The organism is Blautia sp. An81, from assembly GCF_002161285.1.
Lineage (GTDB): Bacteria > Bacillota > Clostridia > Lachnospirales > Lachnospiraceae > Blautia > Blautia ornithocaccae.
Genome location: NZ_NFHH01000004.1, coordinates 228052 through 249499, shown reverse-complemented (window position 1 = coordinate 249499; position 21448 = coordinate 228052). Strand labels below are relative to the sequence as shown.

At 49.8% G+C, this 21448-nt stretch carries 15 protein-coding genes; all 15 read right to left on the bottom strand.

Annotated features, from left to right (window positions below):
* Positions 1 to 101: 101 nt before the first annotated feature.
* The 15 genes from B5G33_RS21060 to B5G33_RS05880 all read right to left on the bottom strand — a co-directional run bounded on the left by B5G33_RS21060 (position 102) and on the right by B5G33_RS05880 (position 21355).
* Positions 102 to 6500: an LPD25 domain-containing protein gene (locus B5G33_RS21060; protein ID WP_143276499.1), complete on the bottom strand. Its 6399-nt coding sequence runs from the start codon at positions 6498 to 6500 to the stop codon at positions 102 to 104.
* A 61-nt stretch (positions 6501 to 6561) separates the two neighbouring features.
* Positions 6562 to 6768 carry a hypothetical protein gene (locus B5G33_RS05940; protein WP_087417020.1) on the bottom strand — a complete coding sequence of 69 codons (207 nt, stop codon included), beginning with the start codon at positions 6766 to 6768 and terminating at the stop codon, positions 6562 to 6564.
* Between the two features lie 13 nt (positions 6769 to 6781).
* On the bottom strand, positions 6782 to 7477 hold the full coding sequence (locus B5G33_RS05935) for a hypothetical protein (protein WP_087417019.1): 696 nt from the start codon (positions 7475 to 7477) through the stop codon (positions 6782 to 6784).
* A 1-nt stretch (position 7478) separates the two neighbouring features.
* Entirely contained in the window at positions 7479 to 8081 is a 603-nt protein-coding gene (locus tag B5G33_RS05930) for a hypothetical protein (protein ID WP_087417018.1), read from the bottom strand.
* The gene (locus tag B5G33_RS21490) at positions 8074 to 8220 is read right to left on the bottom strand and encodes a hypothetical protein (protein ID WP_162614062.1); all 147 of its coding nucleotides are present in this window, start codon (positions 8218 to 8220) and stop codon (positions 8074 to 8076) included. Before B5G33_RS21490 ends, B5G33_RS05930 begins: the two co-directional genes overlap by 8 nt.
* Positions 8210 to 8485: a hypothetical protein gene (locus B5G33_RS05925; RefSeq protein WP_087417017.1), complete on the bottom strand. Its 276-nt coding sequence runs from the start codon at positions 8483 to 8485 to the stop codon at positions 8210 to 8212. The genes B5G33_RS21490 and B5G33_RS05925 overlap by 11 nt, the downstream gene beginning before the upstream one ends.
* Positions 8486 to 8496: 11 nt before the next feature.
* Positions 8497 to 8799: a hypothetical protein gene (locus B5G33_RS05920; protein WP_087417016.1), complete on the bottom strand. Its 303-nt coding sequence runs from the start codon at positions 8797 to 8799 to the stop codon at positions 8497 to 8499.
* Between the two features lie 151 nt (positions 8800 to 8950).
* A complete protein-coding gene (locus tag B5G33_RS05915) occupies positions 8951 to 13096 on the bottom strand; it encodes a SpaA isopeptide-forming pilin-related protein (RefSeq protein ID WP_087417015.1) in 4146 nt (1381 codons plus the stop codon).
* Between the two features lie 181 nt (positions 13097 to 13277).
* Entirely contained in the window at positions 13278 to 14213 is a 936-nt protein-coding gene (locus B5G33_RS05910) for a ParB/RepB/Spo0J family partition protein (protein WP_087417014.1), read from the bottom strand.
* Positions 14167 to 14994, bottom strand: a complete 828-nt coding sequence (locus tag B5G33_RS05905) for a ParA family protein (RefSeq protein WP_087417013.1) — start codon at positions 14992 to 14994, stop codon at positions 14167 to 14169. The genes B5G33_RS05910 and B5G33_RS05905 overlap by 47 nt, the downstream gene beginning before the upstream one ends.
* 120 nt (positions 14995 to 15114) lie before the next feature.
* On the bottom strand, positions 15115 to 15456 hold the full coding sequence (locus B5G33_RS05900) for a hypothetical protein (protein ID WP_242974523.1): 342 nt from the start codon (positions 15454 to 15456) through the stop codon (positions 15115 to 15117).
* Positions 15453 to 15644 carry a hypothetical protein gene (locus B5G33_RS05895; protein ID WP_087266967.1) on the bottom strand — a complete coding sequence of 64 codons (192 nt, stop codon included), beginning with the start codon at positions 15642 to 15644 and terminating at the stop codon, positions 15453 to 15455. Before B5G33_RS05895 ends, B5G33_RS05900 begins: the two co-directional genes overlap by 4 nt.
* Before the next feature lie 248 nt (positions 15645 to 15892).
* Positions 15893 to 18523 (bottom strand): pyruvate, phosphate dikinase, encoded by a 2631-nt coding sequence (gene ppdK / locus B5G33_RS05890; protein ID WP_087417011.1) that lies wholly within the window; start codon positions 18521 to 18523, stop codon positions 15893 to 15895.
* Between the two features lie 139 nt (positions 18524 to 18662).
* Positions 18663 to 19910 carry a 6-phosphofructokinase gene (locus tag B5G33_RS05885; RefSeq protein WP_087417010.1) on the bottom strand — a complete coding sequence of 416 codons (1248 nt, stop codon included), beginning with the start codon at positions 19908 to 19910 and terminating at the stop codon, positions 18663 to 18665.
* A 161-nt stretch (positions 19911 to 20071) separates the two neighbouring features.
* A complete protein-coding gene (locus B5G33_RS05880) occupies positions 20072 to 21355 on the bottom strand; it encodes a CapA family protein (protein ID WP_087417009.1) in 1284 nt (427 codons plus the stop codon).
* Positions 21356 to 21448 lie beyond the last annotated feature (93 nt).

The window sequence follows — 21448 nt, the reverse complement described above, 5'->3', positions numbered from 1 at the left end:
GGGTTTCCCCTTTTGGATAAGTCGGGTGACGATAGGGTGCGGATTATTCCGCTTTGATACCTTGCCCTATTACTTGCTCAAGGTAAGATTATTACAGCCCCTTACGGGCGCACCACCATTGAATTAGAGATCGGCGTCCCTGTGGCAAAAATCACGCCCCGGTTGCCCGTTATCTCATCCAGATAGCGGCATTTCATAAAAAGGTCACTGGACTTCTGGGCTTCGGTCTGGGCAATCCCGCCGACATTTCGCATCTTGGTGTAGAGATACAGGTTCTTGTAAAAATGGCTCTCGTCGATAAAGAGACGGTCAACGCCAAGCTGTTCAAAGTCGATGACCGTATCCTTGCGCTTGGTGTCATTAAGCTTTTCGAGCTTTGTCATAATCGCCTTGCGGGTTTTCATGAGCTGTTTGACGGTAAACTGCTCCCCGTGGGACGACTGCACCTCATCAATACCACGCTCGATGTCGTCAAGCTGACGCATGAGCTGCTGTTCCTGCCTTTCAATGCTCATCGGTATCTTTTCAAACTGGCTGTGTCCGATGATGACCGCATCGTAATCCCCCGTGGCGATCCTGCCACAGAACTTTTTTCGATTTCCCGTTTCAAAATCCTGCTTGGTGGTCACAAGGATATTGGCACTCGGATAGAGCCGCAAATACTCCGACGCCCACTGCCCGACAAGATGATTTGGCACGACAAACATGGACTTCTGGCAAAGCCCAAGCCGCTTGCTTTCCTGTGCGGCGGCTACCATCTCAAAGGTTTTCCCTGCGCCTACCTTATGGGCAAGGAGCGTGTTCCCGCCATATAGGATATGGGCAATCGCATTGACCTGATGGGGACGCAGCGTGATTTCAGGGCTGATACCGCCAAACACGATGTGGCTTCCGTCATACTCACGGGGACGGGTATTGTTAAAGGTGTCATTGTAGTAACGGGTCAGGCGGCTCCTGCGCTCCGCATCTTTCCATATCCAGTCGGCAAACGCCTGCTTGATGACTTCCTGCTTTGCCTGCGCCGCTGTGGTTTCCTTTGCGTTGAGTACCGCCTTTTTGTTCCCGTGTTCGTCATAAATATAGTCAAAGATACGGGTGTCCTTTAAGTTTAAGGTGTCCTCAATGATACGGTAGGCGGATGCCCGTTTCGTACCGTAAGTGCTGTCCGCCTTGACATTTCCAACATCTGAGTTCTTATTTTCGATAAACCAATCGCCATTCATCGGGGTGTAACGCACTTTCAGCCTTTGCGCCGCATAGCTTGACGGGGTCAGAAGCTCCATCATAAACTGCTGAATATCCTCCTGCGGTATCCAAGTCGTCCCCAGACGGACAGCGATTTCACTGGCGGGCAGGTCTTTCGGGATGACCTTTTCCAGAGCTTCCACATTGATGGAAAGCTCCGGGTCTGCCTTTGCCGCTATCCTTGCGGCGGTCAGCTTGTACCTCACATTGCCGGAAAGATATTCGTCTGCGGTCACATAGCGGGCGGGCTCGGTGTTCGGCACTTTGAAGATGACGCCCCGCAAGTCCCCGATAAGTTCCTCCTGCGGTCTGCCCGTAAGCTGCTCCATATAGGGAAGGTCAACACGGGCTTTCTCCCCGATAGAGAGGGCAAGGGCTTCACTGGCAGTCTCCACGGACACCACCTCACGGTGGGGCTTAATCGTCCGCTTCGTAAACATATCTGCTTTCCGCTTGAAATTCCCTTCGTCATCCAATACCTCAAGGGAGCATAAGAGGAAGTAGCTCTCATCCGACGCAAAGGCAAGGTAGTTCCCCCGGTTATTGATAAGCCCGTACTTTTCCGTGTAAGCGTCGTACAGTCTGTTCAGGTTTTCCTGCTCGGTGCGGATCATTTCCTCTGGATAGTCCTCGGTCTGGTATTCGATAAGTCTGCGCACACAATCCCTGATTTCCACAAGCCCCCGGACACGGTTGCCTGCGGTCATGGAAAGATTGGCAGGGTGCATACGGTCATTTTCTCGGAAGTAGACCTTTCCGTCCACAAGGGCAAAGGAGAAATTGCGCACATTCGAGTCGGCGGGGATAGAAGCGTCCTGCTCATCTGAGATTTCGTCAATCCCGTTTTCTGGCTCTGTGATCTCCCCATTTATCCGCTGTACTGCTTCCGCAAGAAGCTCGGACAACGGTCTGTCGCTGTCCGCTTTGCAGACGGAGTCCATACCAAACCGGGAGCTTTCCATCCGCATCGTGCCAAGTACCATTTCCGGGTGCTGCACAAAATAGCTGTTCATCGTGATACCGTTCTCGTCCGTATCCAGATAAATCCAGTCCGGCTCCACATCCGCCACACGGTCACGCTTCTGCAGAAAGAGGATGTCACTCGTGACCTCCGTGCCTGCGTTTGCCTTAAAAGTGTTGTCCGGCAGTCTGACCGCCGCTAAAAGCTCGGCTCTCTGGGCAATATACTTCCGTACCTCCGGGCTTGCCTTGTCCATTGTTCCCTTAGAAGTGATAAACGCCACCACACCGCCGGAGCGTACCTTATCCAGAGCTTTTGCGAAAAAGTAATCATGGATAAGGAATTTCTGGGCGTTGTAGCGGCTGTCATTCACCCGGATTTCCCCAAAGGGAACATTGCCGATGACCACATCGAAGTGGTCATCAGGCAGGTTGGTCTTTTCAAAGCCCTCCACTGCGATACTCGCTCTCTGGTAGAGCTGCTTCGCAATTTCGCCCGTCAGCGGGTCAAGCTCCACACCATACAGCCTGCTTGCTCCCATACTTTCAGGAAGCAGACCAAAAAAATTGCCCGTCCCGCAGGAAGGCTCAAGGATCGTTCCTTTGTCGTATCCCAGACGGTCAAGGGCTTCATACATTCCTTTGATGACCACAGGCGGGGTGTAAAAGGCAGTCAGGGTAGACTCCATAGCGGCACGGTATTCCGCATCGGACAGTTCCGCTTTCAGCACCTGATATTCCGACGCCCATGCCGCATTATGCTCGTCAAATGCCATAGAAAGCCCACCCCAGCCTACATACTTTGAGAGGACTTCCTGCTCATCCGGCGTGGCAAGGCGGTTTTCAATCTGAAGCTCATGCAAAAGGCGGATAGCCGCCATATTATTGCGGAACTTTTCTTTTGCGCTGCCAACACCTAAAGCGTCGTCGGTAATGCGGTAATTCCTGCGCAGATTGGCAGGCGTCTCCGTTTTTTCTTTTTCGGGTGGTAACTGTGCCTGCGTTTCTTTTTGTTCCAACGCCTCTGCCAGAATTTCCGCATCGGCAACCATCTCGCTAAAGTCCAGATGGGGCAGACAATTTTTTACCATATCCTCAAGGCTTTGGTACTGCTTACTCGCAGACAGACGGTTGTCGATATAGGTGTCCAGTCTGAAATGAAGCAGGTCTGCGCTGATTTGTAGCTCATGCACATCGTCAGAAGAAGTGGTATAGGCAATATCCACACGGGACAGGTTATGGTAATCTGCCCCCACATCGCTGTCATATTCCTCACGGAGAAAAGCGTCAATCAGGTCTTTCGCCTGACGCATCCATTCTTCCTGCGGCTGCGCCTGCTCTAAAAGTCTGCGGATATAGCTGATTTTCTCCACCCGGTTGACGAGGAAGCCTGCCTCATTCTGGAATGTGATGTCACGCATGGACACATCTCCGCTGATTTCTCCCACGCTTTCAATGCGATAGCGGCGGTTGTCTATGGTAAGCTCCGTCCCGATCAGGTCGGCATTGGTCGGCTGTTCCGGCTGTGTCAGCTCAAGGTCGGTTTCCGTATCCTCCGGGACTCTGAACCATTCGCCCTCTGTCGCCATAATCTCAGCAAGCAGCTTTTCGTCCTCTTGGGATAACTCCGTATGCTGCTCCAAATAGGGGATGAACACATCCCGTCCCCACCGCAGGCTTTCCATATGCTCCCGGTAGTAATCCTCGCCCTGTCGTTTCCATTCTGGGATAAAGGGGCAGTCAGGGGAGAGGGAATATTCGTAAAAGTTTCGGATATGGGCGATCAGGTCGCCTTCGCCATCGCCAATGTCAAAGCGTCCATCATAGTTAAATTCCTCTCCATTAATGACTGCTTTGATTGCAAAGTCGGTCTTATGATACCAACCAACCTCCTTGCTTTCGTCCTGTCTTTCCCTGTGCTGCTTTTCGTCCAGAATACCGAGCAGACGGTTTCCGAGGGCAAAACTCAAATCCGTATAGCGGTCATTCAGTTCCCGGTCATAAAAAGCAGGGTGTTCGGAAAAACCAATGGAAAAGGTAAGGCTGTCCGGCTGCTTTTCGGCAGGTGTCTCTTTTTTCTGGCTCTCAGTCACGATGACTTTCAGATGGTCGTTGGCAGGGTTTTCCCTGAGCTTTTCCTCAAAATCCGTCCGGCTCATTTCCTTGCCAAACAGCGGGAACTCCACATTACGCAAAGAAACAGCGTCCTCGGAGAACGCCATGACCTCATACTCATCTGCGCCGAGGAATACCCGGTCGTCCTCGTGGAACACATAGCGGACAGGGTACAGCTCCGTCAGCTCCTGTGAAAACCGATACCCGTTGCTGCGGCTGTAAACACTGGCAGTCTTACGCTGCACCAGAGCAAGGAAGTCGATGAGGTTTTGCACAGTGGAAGGCTCTGAAAGAGCCTGCTCCATCTGCGCTTCGGTCATATCGGCAAGATCGGGGCGGCTCACTTCATCGAGCAGGTCTTTTTCGTATCGGTCAAGGTCACGGATAAAATCGGAAAGCCGCAGGGCAAGGCTGTCCCGCTTATCCGCAGGGGGCAGTTCCCGTTTGCTTTCAATAAAACGCTGCCTTGCCATTTTCCTCTGGCTGTCCACTTCATACTGCGGGGCTTCGATACGCTCCAGATAATCGGCATAGTGGTCTTTTTCTTTCGGGTTGAGGTAGCGGTCTGCCTTGATCAGCTCCCGCAGACGCTTTTCCACCTTAGACCAGCTCAGGGTAAGCTCTTGGTCACTGTCGTTTCGGTCAAGGGTAATTCCGTTGCCCCGGTATGTGATGTGACCGCCGACGCCATCAGGGAAGGTGTGACTGTGCCCACCGATACCATATATCTCCTTTAGTAGCGCAATGCTTTCTTTCTTATCCCCACTATGTGTCAGTTGACGATAGATGCAGTATTTGCTGTCTGTGCTGTTGCTTTGGAGAGCATCGTCTATGTCCTCCTGAGAAATGGAAAAGGCAGAGGATGTTTCGTCCTCTGCCTGCGCTATTGCGTCCATCTGTTCCTCTACGGTGGGGAGATTTGCCCTGACTTCTTCCTCATTGGCAATACTTTCCTGACTGTCCCCGGAAGGCTCAGCTTCCTGCGGTGTCAGGCGTAAATCAGTTCGCTCAAAATGACTTCCTCCGCCTGACTGCGGATGCTGTTCATCAGCCCGACCCACTGCATCGGTGCTTTCTCTTTCAGTTCCTCGGTCACGCCCTGCTCCCTGCAGAGCTGCTTCGTCAGAAGCTCCAGTCTCGCCAGTGCGGTCTGTTCCACTTCGTGCAGGTGGCTGTTCAGGCTGTTCGAGGTCAGCAGATTGAGATAAGTTACCCGTCTGTGCTGCTCCAGATAATCCCGGTGCATCATAGCGTATCTGCCAAGCGGAATTTCTGGCTCTGTCGGTAATGTGAGGTCGGGAATAAGATAATCGCCCTCCCTGCTGTAAGTGATTTCGTTCATTATCATCGCTCCTTTCGGGTTGTTTCCTGCTTCTATCATAGTGGCTCTGTCCGGGGTCTGCAAATGTGCGGTTTTGCTGTCTTTCCTCTAATTGCACAGTTCGGATGGTCAGGGAGATCTCCCGCAGTGCCATTTCCGCTATATCGCTCGTGGCAATGCCTATGGCATTGATGGTGGCGGGCGTATTGAAATTTACGATGTCCGCAAAGTCCTCCCGTTCAAAGAACAGCTCCGTATCCAGACCACAGCGGGTAAACAGCATAAAAGCAACGCTGTTTTCGGCAAGCCTTCTGTAACTGACCTCCAGATTGAGGTCGTCCAGTTCTTCTAAAAAGCTGTCCGTTCTCCAGTTCTTAAGTTCTTCCAGATAGTCAGGCAGGTGATCCTCCACAGCGTTCTTTGATGTCTCCATCAGGGCAGAAGCGAGGTCGCTTCCCTCAATATCCCCAAAGCGGTCAGAGAGCCTTTCGATAACAGCCTGCTCGTATCGCTCATCCATCTGCCAGATGGGAACGAGGCGGCTGCCATAATAGCCTTCGTGGGTATCGGAAATATCAAAATAGTATTTCAGCGTATTCCTGCGTCCCTTCGGGTCGAATACAGCGATGCCCTTGCTGTCCTTGTTGACCCACCGCTTAAACATGGTATTCCAAGTCTCCAGTTTTGCGACAGCAGTGGCGTCAGGGCGCTGCGCATAAATCAAAACCTGCTCGTCAAAGCGGCACTTATAATTGCGGCAGGCAGAGGCTAAAAAGCCCTGCCACGCCTGCGCATTTCTGGCAATACCTGCGCTTGTACGCTGATACAGCTCCGTGATGAGCTGATACTTCGCAGCCATTTATCTGCACCTCCTTATCGTTCTAAATTATTAATAGTTATACGGTCGATCAGCTCCGTACTCACTGTCCGCCACCTCCCAGAAAGGAGATGACCTTGTTCGCCTTAATGCTTTTCTGCAGCTCGTTGATGATACTGATGTCCGCAACCGTGACGCCCTGCATGTTCAAAATGTCGTCAATCGTCATGGCGGCAATGGCTTTTTCATCAGTAAATCCCGCATCCAAGACCTTATTCAAGACTTTAATGGCTTTCGGGTTGACTGCCATTTTTCCATCCTCCTTATCGTTCATAGTCCTTGTGTTTTGCTTCTTTCCGGGGCGGCGCATCCGCCTGCTTCGGCTCATAGGTCGCCCCGTTGTGTGCCATACGCTCGGCAAACTCGCAGATATGGTAGAGGTTGCCGCCGATTTCCGTATGGTACTCGTCAATAAAGCGGCAGGTACGCTCCATCTTTTCTCCCCATGAGGTCGTGATGACGATTTTCCCGCCATCAGGGATGCGAAACAGCTCCTTGTAATTAGGGTCGATAAAGCGGATACCCTGCTCGGCTTTCCCGATGTGTCTGTCAAGCCAGTCCTTCACATAGCAGAAGCAGTAAAAATTGTAATCGCCCTTTGAGGGGTTGCACCGCAAGAGGAAAGCATGTTTTTCCGTATCCACCCGGAAGCCATACTCCGTGCAGTAATTCCCCGGAAAGGCACTGTCTTTATGTTGCCTGCAAAAGTCAGTCAGATCATAGCGGTTGTGCAGGGGCATCTTATCCTCACGCAGCCCGTTAATAACCGCATCAAGCCCCGACTTAAACTCATCTGTTTTCCACTGTGCCCGGTTATCAAACCAAGTGGTATAAAAACCATAGCCGGAGTGGGCAAAGTCGCCACGGAGATGCCCGATATTTCCCGTCTGCCCGCTGATCTGCGTACTCTGGGCATAGGTGTATTTCTGTTCGGATAAGGTCAGGGGGCGTATCTCCATATCAGCGTTCCTCCCTGCTGTGGGGCTTTTTCGCCTTTTCCTGATTTTGTATGGCGTTCAGGGCTTCCTTCGCCCACTGCGGCATACGCTCCGGGCGGATTTCTCCGAGGACATCATACCGTTCCCATCGGCTGCGTTCGCCCGTGGCAAGGTAAGTCCCAAAGACCGCCTGACCTCTGCCGCCGGACGCACCGTTGCCGCCATCGGCAAGGACGAGCTGATAGGCGGCGTGTCGGTATTCATACCGTTTCGGCTCAGCGTCTATCACGACGACTTTCCCGATGATGCTCTCGCTTTTCTTATCCGGGATACAGTCAGCGGCGGTAAACGGTGTTTTATCAAACTTAAATTTCTCCTGCTCACTACGGGTCAGGACAATCTGAGCCTGCACCCGGTCACAGAAAAGCTCCATTGCTTCCAGATAATCATCTGTCCCGACTGCTTCCGTGTACCACGGGGCAGAGAGGGGATTGTTGTAATCGCAGTAGCAGACCATAAAAGGGTATTCCTCCTTTTTGCTGACGCCAAACAGCACTTCTTTTTCTCCGATAAAGATGCTTTGCTCCACCTCGTAAGAGCCGACCATCCGTTTTTCTTCACTCATCACGCTGCTCCTTTCCTTGCTTTTTTGCTTTCTGTTCGTCTAAAATCCTGCGCATACACACATCGCAAAAGATCACTGACCCGTCCTTGTATCGGGGATAAGGGCAGGTCGTACAGTCATATCGTTTCTTATCGCTCACGGTCATCCCCGCTTTTTTCTTTCTGGGACGGGGGATTGTTATAGGGCAGGCGGCACTCCCTCTGGTATCGCTCTATCAGCTTTTCCCTTGCTTCGGATAGCTGATTGCAGTAATATCCCCAGAAATAATCCGATCCGTCTTTGCAGTACCAACACACATACGGGTTGGGGGCTTTGGCGTTATGACCGATGACAAGCTCGTTGTTCCCGATTTTACAACTCTCCATGATTTCATAACCGCCATTTATGCGTTTTTCTTCGTCCATAGGCAGCCTCCTTATTCTTTGGCGTATCTGCGGTAATCGTGTTCGCCTGCGCTGCGTTTTTTGCGCACGGGGCGGCTCCCCGCAAGCTCTGGATACCGTGCCTGCAGCTTCCGCCTTGTCCTGCTGACACTCTCAAAGCTCGGAAGCCCCAGATATTTGTACTGCGTCATAATCTCCGCAAGGGGCAAAGCTCCCGCATCTTTCAGGCAGGCATTGCACAAAACGAGGTACAGCACCATATCGTCATTCCGGGCGTCCTCATTCTTCGCCAAAATCGTCCTGACTTTCCGTTCAATGGTTTTCAGGTATCTCATTTCTGACCTCCATATATGGGAAAGGGGCGGCATGAAAACGCCGCCCCCTTCGCACTTACTTCTTCTTTCTGTTACGGATATTGAGCCATATGGCTGCGCCTACGATAAACGCCACAAGCACGATGGCAATGATGGTCTTAGCGTCCATTCCTTAGTCCTCCTTTTTCTTTCTGTTCTTAAAGCCGACAAATCCTAAAACGCCTGCGCCAATCGCGGAAACAGCCGCCAGACCTGCCCAGAGCGCAGGGTTGAAGTCATCGCCCGTTTTCGGGGTTTCCCTCAGCTCATTGTGCATCTCCACGATGGTCGTGGCATCGGTCTTGACGGTTGCCTGCTTTTCGGCGGGCAGGATATAGCCTGCGGAAGCATCGTCGCTGACCTCGGACACGGTGTATTCGCCAATGCGCAAGCCTTCAATGAGGATTTCGCCATTGGCATCGGTTGTAAAGGTCTGGTCATAATCTTTTCCAGTTACCCGGAAAGAGAAGCCCTCCACCTTACCGTCAGAGGAAGTCTTGACGATCTTTAAAGAGCCTTTCTGGGCTGCATTGATAAAGCCGACGCCTGCCTCATTCTCAACTGTATAAATCTTCCCATCTTCCTCAATGGATACGGGATAGACATTGGTATCGAGCAGGAAGCCTTCGGGAGCTTTTGTCTCACGGACAAGGTACTTGCCATAGCGCAGGTCGCTCATCTGGTACACGCCATCGCCAAGCTCCGCCATTTCTCCTAAAAGCTCGTCGCCATCGTCCAGTTTCCCGTCCCCGTTCTTGTCAGCATAGACTTCAAAGACCGCACCCGTCAGCTTGTTGTCGGGATAGTCCTCGTCCACCTTGGTCAGTTCGATGCTGCCCGTGATGAACTCATTGACAAGCTCGACTTCCACAACTTCGTCCACGCTGCCAATGGTCACGGGGATTTCCTCATCGGAGAGTACAAAACCTGTCGGGCTTTCAATCTCACGGATAATCCAAGCCCCGTAAGGCACTTTTTCAAAAGAAAAACTACCGTCATCGGCTGATGTGGTCGTCTGGATCGCTGTTTCGGCTGTAAATTCTTCCGTACCCGTCTTAAAGATACCGATGAGCGCACCGCCTAAAGCGTTCCCGTCCTCATCGTACTTCTTACCGCTGACTGCGCCATAAATCAGGTCGTTTTCAATGGCTTCGCCCTCGTTGGCAGTGATGGACACCAGTGCGGTTTCCTGACCTGCGTACTCAAAGACAACGGGGTATTTGGTATCATCTTTCAGATAAGCGGAGTTCGTGCTGATTTCCTGCACATAGTAGCTGCCCATCGGCAGGTCGCTGATAGCTTTCCCGTGACCGTTCTCGTCGAGGGTAATGACCTCAATCAGACCGTCAGCGGGAATTGTAGTACCGTCGGCGGCTGTCAGTTCCTCCGCAGCGTACAGTCCAAAGGAAACATCAAAGATTTCCCCGTTATTGCCTACGCCATAGGCTTCGTCTACCTCAAGGCTCTTTATGAGGTCGATTTCCACCTTCTGTCTCTCATTGTAAAAGCTCGTGGAAGTTTCTGTGACCGCAACCTCCTGACCTGCGTACACAAGCTCCACGGTATGCGTTTCCCCGTTCAGCACCATGCCATACGGGGCTTTGGTTTCCCTGACTTCATATCTGCCAAGATACAGCTCCTTGCTCTTTGCTGTACCGTCCGCACCTGTGGTAATCGTGTCTACGACTTCACCTTTAGAAGCCCTGAGTGTCCCGTCCAGAGTATAGATGTCCTCGGCTGCGGTAATCTCATAGACAGCTCCCTCAAGCCCACTGGCGGAAAAGATTGGCTGATACAGCCCTTTGTCGCCTGCTACGGTTGAGAATATCTCGCCCGTCTTTTCCACGGTAATCGTGCCTTTCTGCGCTACATTTTCCCGTACCACTTCAATAACTGTGATGCCGCTTTCCTCAGCGGAGTCCTCCTGCACCACATCAAAATAGACTGGATCGGAGTTCAGCACATATCCATACGGAGCCTGCACCTCCACAAGAGAATATCCCTTTCCGTATTCCAGAGTCTGGGGCGTGATAAGGTCGCCGTCCGCTGTGGTATAGAAAGTGTCAATGGTCGTCACTTCGGGGTAGGTGTAGGTCATCGTTACAAGCTCGCCATTGGGGTCGTATATCTGGAAGCCTGCCCCGGCATAGGGGATGGTGTTGCCCGTTTCGGCGTCCTTTTTCACGATCTTGATATAACTCTCAAAGTTGGCGTTGTTGATCAGGTAGCGGTAGGTCTGACCGTCAGAATTGATAAACACATCAAATGGCTTCATCAGCTCACGACCTTCCCATCCAGAAGTCTGCTTCACGGTATAGATACCGTAAGGCAGGTCTTTTGTCTGGGCAAAACCGTTCTCGTCGCAGGTCAGGATGTCACGCTCGCTTTCCTTTGCGTCCCCATAGCTGCCTGCGGATTTCAAAAAGACTTCAAAAACTGCGCCTTCTTCGGGTGTCTCAATCTGGGTTTCCCCGTCATCCGTGTGCTTGATGATAGCAATATTTCCCTTGATGACCTGCTCATTCACATCGTTTTTCGTGGTGTTCCGTTCCACCGTGTAAAGCTCTGGCTCAGCGCCCACATGGTGGATCGTCTCATCGAGCAAATATCCCTCGGACGGGCTGATTTCACGGATGCTCCAGTCATCGCCGCACACATAATAGTCGGTGGTAAACTGCCCGTTTTCGTCCGTGGTATAAGTGTCAATCAGTTCCTCGCCTTTATAGATACCGTAAACTGCGCCCGCAAGGGAAGCGTCGCCCTGCGGCGTTCCCGTTTCCGCATCGGTCTTTGTCACGGTCACATTGAATTTCTTGAGGATGTTAGTAAAGCTGCGCTCCGTGACCTTGTTCCACTCAATGGGTGCGGTCTGGGATGCGGGAACGACATAGCGGACAGCGGTATCCACTTCCTCAAGGACATACGGGGTGTTGCCGCTGATGAGGACATTCTCAAACCTTGCCACTCCATCCGCATCGGTCACAGCGTACTCATCCACCGCAAGTCCGCTTAAGGAAGTTCCGTACAGATGGAAGGTCACGCCTTCCACAAGGCTGTCCTCGGAAGTCTTTACCACCTCAAGGCTGCCACGCTTCAAGGTGTTATTGAAGTTGACCGTGGTGGTCTTGCCGCCGATGAGCGTGATGGTCTGGGTTTCCTGCGGCTCATATTTGTCAATGGACTGCTCCGTCACGGTGTAAGTGCCGGGGAATAAGCCCTCCACAGTAATGTTGCCATTCTCGTCCGTGGTAACAGTCTTGTTAAAGTTCTTTTCGCCCTTGATGACAAAGGAAATGCCCGCAACCACGCCATCCTCGGAAGTCTTTTTCAGGGCAATCGTGCCAGTGGGCGTCTCCACATTCAAATATGCCCGCACAGCGTCGGCATTTTCCACGCCCGTGACTACATCCTGCAGGCTGGGGTCGCCATAGGCGATCATCTTTGCGCTGCTGCTGACGGTCGGCACATTGCTCCTTGTGGCAGTAATGCGTACCGTCCCGTCAAAGGCGGTTTCCGATGTGATAATGAGCTGATTGCCGGACTTCGCCACGCTTACCTTGCTGTCGGACGAAGCAAAGGAATACTCGGACAGTACACCGTTATTGTCGGTCAGGGTCAGCGTGTATTTCCCATCCTGATAGGAAAGCTCTTTTGTGATGTCATTTGCACCGCCCGACATAAAGCTCGGTATGGTGTTGTGCCTGCTCATCAGGGACACGATCTGGTTGTAGACCTCCACAGCACCGCTGTTAGGGTAGTTCGAGCCAAAGTGCAGGCTGTATGCTTTCTGGCTCGTCTGCTGATAAGAGCCGGTAGACTCCCTGCATCCCGTCACAAACTCCCAGATGAGGGTCTGGGTGGCAAGCCACTTTTCATCATCGCTGCCGGAAAGGTTGTTACGGTTGCCCTGATACCCATAGAGAAGGGCAAGCCCTACCGCTTTTTTCTGGTTGGCGGAGAGGGCGTTCCAAGTCTCGGATGAATTTTTCTTTAAGGTATTTCCCGTTCTTAACGGGACACCCGGCTGAATACAGAACGCATCATCGCCATCCACATACATACGGTATTTATAATTTCCAGTGCCGCCTGCGGTGTATCCGTCAAAGACTGCACTGGAATTGTACCGCATCGCATTTACGTTCCTGTCATAAGTGTGGGTAAAGGAAATCGTGCCTATATCTCCTGCAGCAAACGCCGTGGTCGCAGGCAGTACGGACAGCGTTGTGACCGCAGCCATCAGAACAGCCGCAGCCCTTTTGAATAATTTAGGGAATTTCATAGTTACCTCCTGATTTTGATTGAATATGCCTTACTGACCGAGAAAAAGCCGCCTTATGGCAGCTCAATAGTTTTCTTTCTTCGGACAGTAACTGGCAGTAGTTAAGGGGGAGAGGTGTGGAGAGGGGGAAGCGGAAAAAATGGCTATCCTCCAATGGACAGACCTCGCCCTCGGTGTGTGGCTATCGTTCACGGTCTTTGCTCCGCTGCAAGTGGCGGTTGTAGAACTCCAACGCCTTGACCACAAAATCGGTTTCCTGCCCTTTAGGGACAGTCTTAGGGATAAGCTTGGTGATCCGTTCATCACGGAAAGCGGGCTTTTCCCTCTGGTTTGGCTTTTCCTCCTGCATGATGGACTGGATAACCTCATCTGTGAGCTTTCCGTCCTGCATAAATTTCTTCATTTTGACAGCCTGCGCCAGTGACGGGGTAGCGTCGTTGTATTCCATCGCTTCGAGCAGAGTGTACTGCTGTTCCTCGGACAGATAGGAGATTTCCACCGCAGGGCGGAACGCAATCTGCCTTTCATCAACCATTTGCAGGATTTCAGGAACAAGCTCAGTTAGGCGGATATAGCGAAAAATTTGTCGTTCACTGTCGCCAACTTCTTTTGAAACCTCAGAAGCACTTGTCAACTTATTGCCCATTGGGCAGGAAGTTAAGTCGGTGCGCTGTCCCTGCCTATTCATCGCTTCAAGCCGCATTTTGTAGGCAAAGGCTTTCTCACTCGGCAGGATCGTGGAGCGTTGCAGGTTACTCTCTACCATAATGATGATTGCTTCATCACGGGTCAGCTCCTTGACCTCGCATTTTAAGGTTTCCAGTCCCGCAAGCTCACACGCCTTTTTGCGCCTGTGTCCGCTGATCAGCTCATACCGTCCGTCCTCCTTGAGCCGGACAGTCGCCGGGGTCATCACGCCATTGCGTTTGATACTCTCAACAAGCTGCTCCATATCTTCATCCATTAAGACCTTAAACGGATGGTCTGGGAACTCGTCAATCTCCGATATGGGGATTTCCCGTATCTTGCTTAAGGCAGCCTCCGCACGGCTTTCGTCTGTTTCAAAGAGGTCATCGTAAGCGGTCAGCCCGATTTTGTTTTCTCTGCTTCTCGCCAATCTCTACCACCTCCTTTGCGAATTGCTCATAGGCAGCGGCAACCTTGCCGCCTTTGTCATAGGCAAAAATACTCTTGCCTTCTGCGGTGGCTTCCACAGCACGGACGGAGTGGGGTATCTGGGTATCAAACACCCTGATTTTCTGTCCGTATGCACTCTTGACGGATGAGATGATGTCTTTGGAGATATTTGTCCGTGGCATGACCATCGTCATCAGGATACCGTCTATCCGCATTCTGGGGTTTATCTGCCGCCTGACCTTTGACACCGTGCGAAGCAACAGCTCCAGACCTTTTGCAGAAAGATAGTGGGGCTGCGTCGGGATAACCACGCTGTCAGCCGCCGCCAGAGAATTGATGGTTATCATTCCCAAACTCGGCATACAGTCGATCAGCACAAAGTCGTAATCCCTTTTGACCTCATTCACATAGGTTTTCAGGACACTCTCACGACTCAGGGCATTGATCAGCCTTACCTCCAGACCAGACAGCTCAATGTTGGACGGGATAAGGTCAACGCCTTCCTTGTGATGGATAATCCCCTGCGAGACATCAACTGTTTTATCGTCGATGATGTCCTGCATCACGGTGGAGAGGGTAAAGGGCAGGTCGTCAGGACGGTTATATCCCAACGCCATTGTAAGGTTTGCCTGCGCATCGGCGTCGATGAGCAGCACCTTTTTCCCCTGCTGTGCCAGTCCCACGCCCAGATTGACCGCTGTGGTGGTCTTGCCGACACCGCCTTTCTGGTTTGTCAGAGCAATCACTTTGCAGTTTGACATAGATGCGTCCTCCTTTCGCATAAATTTAGCCACTTTGTCAGGGTGGCTATGTAAAGTTCCGCAGAACGCAAAAAAGCCGACTGGCTTTGATACCAATCGGCTATGTAAAATCTTCAATATTCAGTTGTTGACCTTTGCTGCAAGCAGCTCCCGTATATCGTCTGTGTCCCACTTATCAGGGAACAGTACCGCCATTATGCGGAAAGCGTCATACAGCCCTGCGATATATGCGTGGGTAGCATACTCAATATCTTGTTTATCCCGGCACTCAAGCAGGCGGTTACAGACTCTCCGTTGTTCCTCCGTCAAATCCAACTGGAGATAGTGCATTTCCGCAATCCCCTCATTATCAGAGTCCTCCTGATAGGTTGCATCTGCTTCCAACAGCGGAGTGATTGTCTTTTCCCTCAGTGTTTCCACAGCTACCTTGAACAGTTCTTTAAATTCTATGCCATCCATCATACCCTCCCGCAATCGTGTTGTACTTTGAGTTTTTTCAGCGGTGCGCCCGTAACCTTAAAAATCAGTTCGTCAACGCAGTCCGCATATCTGCCTTGCGCAAGGAGCTGATTTTTCAGTTCCACAAGGCTATGTAGCAGGATTGTCCTTTCGTGGCTATCCAGATAAATATGGAATTTCTGTTCTCTCATACGAGCCACCTCCGTTTCTTCACTTTCATTATATGTAGGAACGGAGAACAGCTCAAATGTGCAATCTTGGCAAAAAAATAAGCGTATCACTATCTCTAATGATACGCTTATCTTCATTTAATTTCTATTCAAGGTCTATCAACGCAGTAATGGTTGTTTCCCTCCATTGATTTTTACGAACATACTGCCCGTTAGCCTTTCGATAGGCTGCCGCTTGCTCAAAAGATAGCGGTAAATCAAAGGAAAGATTAAGCCTCCCTACTTTTGATAGCTGCCTGTGCGGCTGCCAGTCTTGCGATTGGCACACGGAATGGTGAGCAGGAAACATAATTCAGACCTACTTTGTGGCAGAACTCTACGGAAGAAGGATCTCCGCCGTGCTCTCCACAGATACCCATCTTCAGAGTTGGGTTTGTAGAACGTCCTTTTTCTGCTGCCATCTTAACCAGCTGGCCAACACCCTTCTGATCCAATTTTGCAAATGGGTCAGACTCGTAAATCTTGTTCTCATAGTAAGAACCTAAGAATTTACCAGCGTCGTCACGGGAGAAACCGAAGGTCATCTGTGTTAAGTCGTTTGTACCGAAGGAGAAGAATTCTGCTTCTTCAGCAATTTCATCTGCTGTCAGAGCTGCACGAGGAATCTCGATCATAGTACCAACATGATAGTTGATGTACTCGCCTTTTTCCTTCATAACTTCTTCTGCTGTAGCAACTACAACATCTTTTACATATTTCAGCTCTTTCTTCTCGCCTACTAATGGGATCATGATCTCAGGAACGATGTCATAGCCCATTTCATCTTTTACTTCGATAGCAGCTTCGATGACAGCTCTTGTCTGCATCTTAGCGATTTCCGGATATGTTACAGCCAGACGGCATCCACGATGTCCCATCATTGGGTTGAACTCATGGAGTTCATCGCAGCGAGCCTGTACTTCTTCTGCTGTAAGACCCATATCTTTTGCCAGAGCTGCAATATCATCAGGATCTGTAGGAACGAACTCATGCAGAGGCGGATCCAGATAACGAACGGTCATTGGACGACCCTTCAGAGCTTTGTACATAGCTTTGAAGTCTTCTTTCTGGAATGGAATCAGCTCGTTAAGAGCTTCTTCTCTCTGCTCTACTGTATCAGAAAGGATCATTTTACGGATCTTCGGAATACGGTCTTCGTTGAAGAACATATGCTCTGTACGGCAAAGTCCGATACCTTCAGCGCCTAATTTAACAGCGTTCTCTGTGTCAGCAGGTGTATCGGCATTTGTACGAACCTGTAATTTACGGAACTGGTCAGCCCATCTCATGATACGGCCAAAGTTTCCGCCTACAGAAGCTTCTACAGTCTTGATATCGCCTTTGTAGATCTTACCTGTTGTACCATCTAAGGAAATGTAATCTCCTTCATGGAAGGTATAGCCCCCTAATGTAAACCATTTCTCTTCTTCGTTGATCTTGATCTCGCCGCATCCGGATACACAGCAGGTTCCCATACCACGGGCAACAACAGCTGCGTGAGATGTCATACCGCCGCGGACTGTCAGGATACCTTCGGAAGCATGCATACCTTCGATATCTTCCGGAGATGTCTCAAGACGAACCAGAACAACTCTTTCTCCTGCTTCGTGAGCAGCTTTTGCTTCTTCAGCTGTAAAGTAAACTTTACCTGCAGCAGCACCTGGAGATGCCGGAAGAGCAGAACCGATCACTTCTCCTGCTTTCAGAGACTCAGCGTCAAAGGTTGGATGCAGTAACTGATCCAGAGATTTTGCTTCGATACGGCAAACAGCTTCTTCCGGTGTGATCATACCTTCGTCTACCAGGTCGCAGGCGATCTGGATAGCAGCCGGAGCTGTTCTCTTTCCGTTACGTGTCTGTAAGAAGTATAATTTACCTTCCTGGATGGTGAACTCCATATCCTGCATATCACGGTAGTGGTTCTCCAGCTTCATAGCCAGTTCCATGAACTGTTTGTAGCATTTTGGAAGGTCTTCAGCTAATTTGCTGATTGGCTGAGGTGTACGAACACCGGCAACTACGTCTTCACCCTGAGCGTTGATCAGGTATTCACCGTAGATACCTTTTTCACCGGTAGATGGGTTACGTGTAAATGCAACACCTGTACCTGATGTTTCGCCCATGTTACCGAATACCATAGCCTGTACGTTTACAGCAGTACCCCAGTCGCCTGGAATATCGTTCATACGACGGTATACGATAGCACGTGGGTTGTCCCAGGAACGGAATACAGCTTTTACTGCTCCCATTAACTGCTCCTTAGGATCCTGTGGGAATTCTTCGCCGTTCATCTCTTCAGAGTAAACAGCTTTGAATCTCTTAACTAACTCTTTTAAATCATCTACAGTTAATTCTGTATCGTAGTGAACGCCCTTAGCTTCTTTTACTTCGTCGATGATCTTCTCGAAGAAAGATTTAGGAACTTCCATTACTACGTCAGAATACATCTGGATAAAACGTCTGTAAGAATCATATGCGAATCTTGGATTGCCTGTCTTTTTAGCAAAGCCTTCAACTGCCACATCGTTCAGACCCAGGTTCAGGATAGTATCCATCATACCAGGCATGGAAGCTCTTGCTCCGGAACGAACAGAAACCAGCAACGGATCTTCTGTGTCACCGAATTTTTTGCCCTGGATTTCTTCCAGCTCTGCTAATGCATCGAAAATCTGTCCCTGAATCTCTTCAGAAATCTTCTTGCCGTTATTGTAGTAGTCTGTGCAAGCTTCTGTTGTTACTGTGAATCCCTGAGGAATGGGCATGCCTAAGTTGGTCATTTCTGCCAGGTTGGCTCCCTTTCCACCCAGGAGTTCTCTCATGTTGGCGTTTCCTTCACTAAATAAGTAAACCCATTTTGCCATTTGAACATTCCTCCTAAAAGTAGATACTAGAAAATATACTGTTCATAATATATTTTCCCCGGTGCAGGCAGAGTTTGCCTGCACAGTATTATTTTAACATAAGACCTCTGATAGTCAAGCAAGTTTTTTGAAGTTTTCCTTATTTTCTCTTCATTTTCAGCACCAAATGTCTTGGCAGGCCGTTAACCATGATAGGTGGGTAATCTCCCTGGATCAGAGGCTTGATATAATCCACAAAATCTTTTGTCACATTGTTAGCTTCTTTGTTCATCCAGGAACGGGGAACCAGCTTTTCCTCATTGGCAATTCTGTGCACGTCATAGATGCCTGTAGCACTCATATAAGGATCATCAGAAATACGGTCAATAACCACCATTTTTCCTGTGTCTCCTTCGTCAGCAGCCTTTACCGCTGCCCCTCCTACCATGAATGCCTCGTCAATGTCCACTCTGGAAGCCATATGAGAGGCACTGCGCTGAAGAGTAGAAAGTTCTACGGCTCTTGTTTTGCAGCCGCACTCTGCTGCCAGGAAATTTGCCAGATAGGTGGCAGTTCCCTGAAGCTGTTTATGGCCAAAGGCATCTACATAGTCTCCCGCATTGCCCAGTTCACACACGTATCTTCCGTCTGCCAGTTTGATTCCTTCGGAAACTGCGATGACAATAGAGGACTTTTTGTTCAGCAGTTCTTTCACTTTCTTCAGGAATTTATCGATATCAAAAGGAACTTCCGGCAGGTAGATCAGATCCGGTCCGTCACAGTCCTCTGATTTTGCCAGAGCTGTTGCTCCTGTAAGCCATCCTGCATTTCTTCCCATGACCTCCATAATGGTGATCATATTCTTTTTATAGGTCAGGCCCTGAGCGTCACGGATAACTTCCTTAGTAGATGCTCCGATATATTTTGCAGCGCTTCCAAATCCCGGGGTATGGTCTGTAAGAGCCAGGTCATTATCTATGGTCTTTGGCACTCCCAGGAATTTCTGGGGCTGTCCGGTGAGGATCGCATAATCTGACAGCTTTTTAATCGTATCCATAGAATCATTGCCGCCGATATAAATAAAGGTATCAATGTCCAGTTTATTTAAAATTCCAAAGATTTTCTCATAAATATCCTTATCTGCATGGATTTCCGGCAGTTTAAAACGGCAGGAGCCCAGGAATGCAGAGGGAGTCCTTTTCAAAAGCTCGATATCCAATTCTGAATGAATCTGGGTGGAAAGGTCTACATACTGCTCATCTAAAAGCCCCTGGATCCCATGAAGCATACCGTATACTTTATCAAATCCACGCTCTATGGCGTTTTTATATACTCCTGCAAGGCTTGAATTGATTACGGCGGTTGGTCCGCCGGACTGTCCTACGATAATATTTCTCTTTTTTGCCATGATGTCTTCTCCTCCTTTTGACTCAGCATACCACTGGCTGCGGTCTTATGGTGAATATTATAACAAATAAAATCCATGCCAGCAATAGCGACATGGATTTTTTGCATATAGTTTCTCTTAAAATTTATATTTGTTTGTGCATTTTATACAATTAAGAAAATTCAGATATCTTCATCATTTCCTTTTGCTTTTGTCTCCTCAAAAAGCTGCTGATAATATTCCAGGGAAAACTCTTCTGGATTTTCCTCATAGACAAAATGCTGCTGTATAAGTTCCTGAGGATAATCTTCCAGTTTGTAAATAGCTGCCTGAGGAATCTCCTTATTATAATACATGAGTAAAGGTATAAATTCATGTTCAGGTATTTCAATCTCTCCAGTCTCAATGTTTTTTCTCACGGTAATCTTTGCCATGGCTCCCATAAGGCTGGGAAGATCCGTCTGCGTGGAAGTGAAATTCCCCAGAGAATAGTACACCAGCATTTTATGTCCGTCCTCTCCCGTAAGAGTTTCCATAGTCCGGACCACATGGGGATGAGAACCGATCACAATGTCTACACCCTCTTCCAGGAAAATATCGGTCCATTCCTGAGTCTCCTGGTCTACATCCTGCTCATATTCGTTTCCCACATGCATGACTACAATTACCACATCTGCCAGTTCTTTTGCCTGGCGGATGTCTTCTCTCGCCTTTTCCTCGTCAAAAACGTCTACCATATATTCCTGATCTGAGGGGAGTTCCAGGCCATTCAGGCTATATGTATAATCCAGCATGGCAAGCTTCAGGTCTTTACAAGAAATAATCGGGATTTCTTCTGCTGCCTCCTCACTGTCATAAAGCCCCAGCACAGAAATGTCCGGATGGTTCTCCTCCCACCAGTTCAGAGTATATTCTATAGAATCCGTGCCTTTATCCAAAGCATGGTTGGTAGCACTGGCGATCACATCAAACCCTGTATTTACCAGGGCATCTCCAAACTCCGGCGGGGTGCCGAAGGAAGGATAGCCGGAAACATCCTCACGATCCTCCACAAAAATTGTTTCCTGGGTTACCAGAGCCAGGTCTGCTGCCTCTACATCTTCTTTTACATACTGGTAAACAGAATCATAATTCCAGGGGCCATATTCAGTCATCCCCACCTCACGTATAGTCTGGTGGGCAATATTGTCTCCTACTGCCAGCAGTTCTATCGTATTTTCTTCCTGTTCTTTTTCAAGGGCCAATCTTTCCTGTTCTGCTTTTTCTTTTGCAGCCTCCGCCTTTGCCCTCCTTGAAATGTTTATTCCCACAGTAATGCTGATGATCAGGACCACCACCAGAGCCACCAGAACGCCTGCACCCATCACCATCTGTTTTCTCAGCTCTTGTTCCCTCTCCAGCCTCCGCTGCTCCCGTCTCTTCTCTTTTTCCCGGTCTCTCTTTAAGAGCTCTTCTCTTTCGTCCATTTCCATTCTCCTCATAAAAAGAACCAGAGCTTCACACGCTCTGGTTCTGCTGTCTTTTTCTGTTCTGTCAGCCTGGTTCTGGCAGCTAACCTG

Excerpts from the sequence above, each read along its gene's own strand:
- B5G33_RS05885 (WP_087417010.1), bottom strand. The coding sequence starts at position 19,910 with ATGGCAAAAAAGAGAAATATTATCGTAGGACAGTCCGGCGGACCAACC.
- B5G33_RS05930 (WP_087417018.1), bottom strand. The coding sequence starts at position 8,081 with ATGAGTGAAGAAAAACGGATGGTCGGCTCTTACGAGGTGGAGCAAAGC.
- ppdK (WP_087417011.1), bottom strand. The coding sequence starts at position 18,523 with ATGGCAAAATGGGTTTACTTATTTAGTGAAGGAAACGCCAACATGAGA.
- B5G33_RS21060 (WP_143276499.1), bottom strand. The coding sequence starts at position 6,500 with ATGGCTGCGAAGTATCAGCTCATCACGGAGCTGTATCAGCGTACAAGC.
- B5G33_RS05915 (WP_087417015.1), bottom strand. The coding sequence starts at position 13,096 with ATGAAATTCCCTAAATTATTCAAAAGGGCTGCGGCTGTTCTGATGGCT.
- B5G33_RS05895 (WP_087266967.1), bottom strand. The coding sequence starts at position 15,644 with ATGAGAGAACAGAAATTCCATATTTATCTGGATAGCCACGAAAGGACA.
- B5G33_RS05905 (WP_087417013.1), bottom strand. The coding sequence starts at position 14,994 with ATGTCAAACTGCAAAGTGATTGCTCTGACAAACCAGAAAGGCGGTGTC.
- B5G33_RS05900 (WP_242974523.1), bottom strand. The coding sequence starts at position 15,456 with ATGATGGATGGCATAGAATTTAAAGAACTGTTCAAGGTAGCTGTGGAA.
- B5G33_RS05920 (WP_087417016.1), bottom strand. The coding sequence starts at position 8,799 with ATGAGATACCTGAAAACCATTGAACGGAAAGTCAGGACGATTTTGGCG.
- B5G33_RS05880 (WP_087417009.1), bottom strand. The coding sequence starts at position 21,355 with ATGGACGAAAGAGAAGAGCTCTTAAAGAGAGACCGGGAAAAAGAGAAG.
- B5G33_RS05940 (WP_087417020.1), bottom strand. The coding sequence starts at position 6,768 with ATGGCAGTCAACCCGAAAGCCATTAAAGTCTTGAATAAGGTCTTGGAT.
- B5G33_RS05925 (WP_087417017.1), bottom strand. The coding sequence starts at position 8,485 with ATGGACGAAGAAAAACGCATAAATGGCGGTTATGAAATCATGGAGAGT.
- B5G33_RS05935 (WP_087417019.1), bottom strand. The coding sequence starts at position 7,477 with ATGGAGATACGCCCCCTGACCTTATCCGAACAGAAATACACCTATGCC.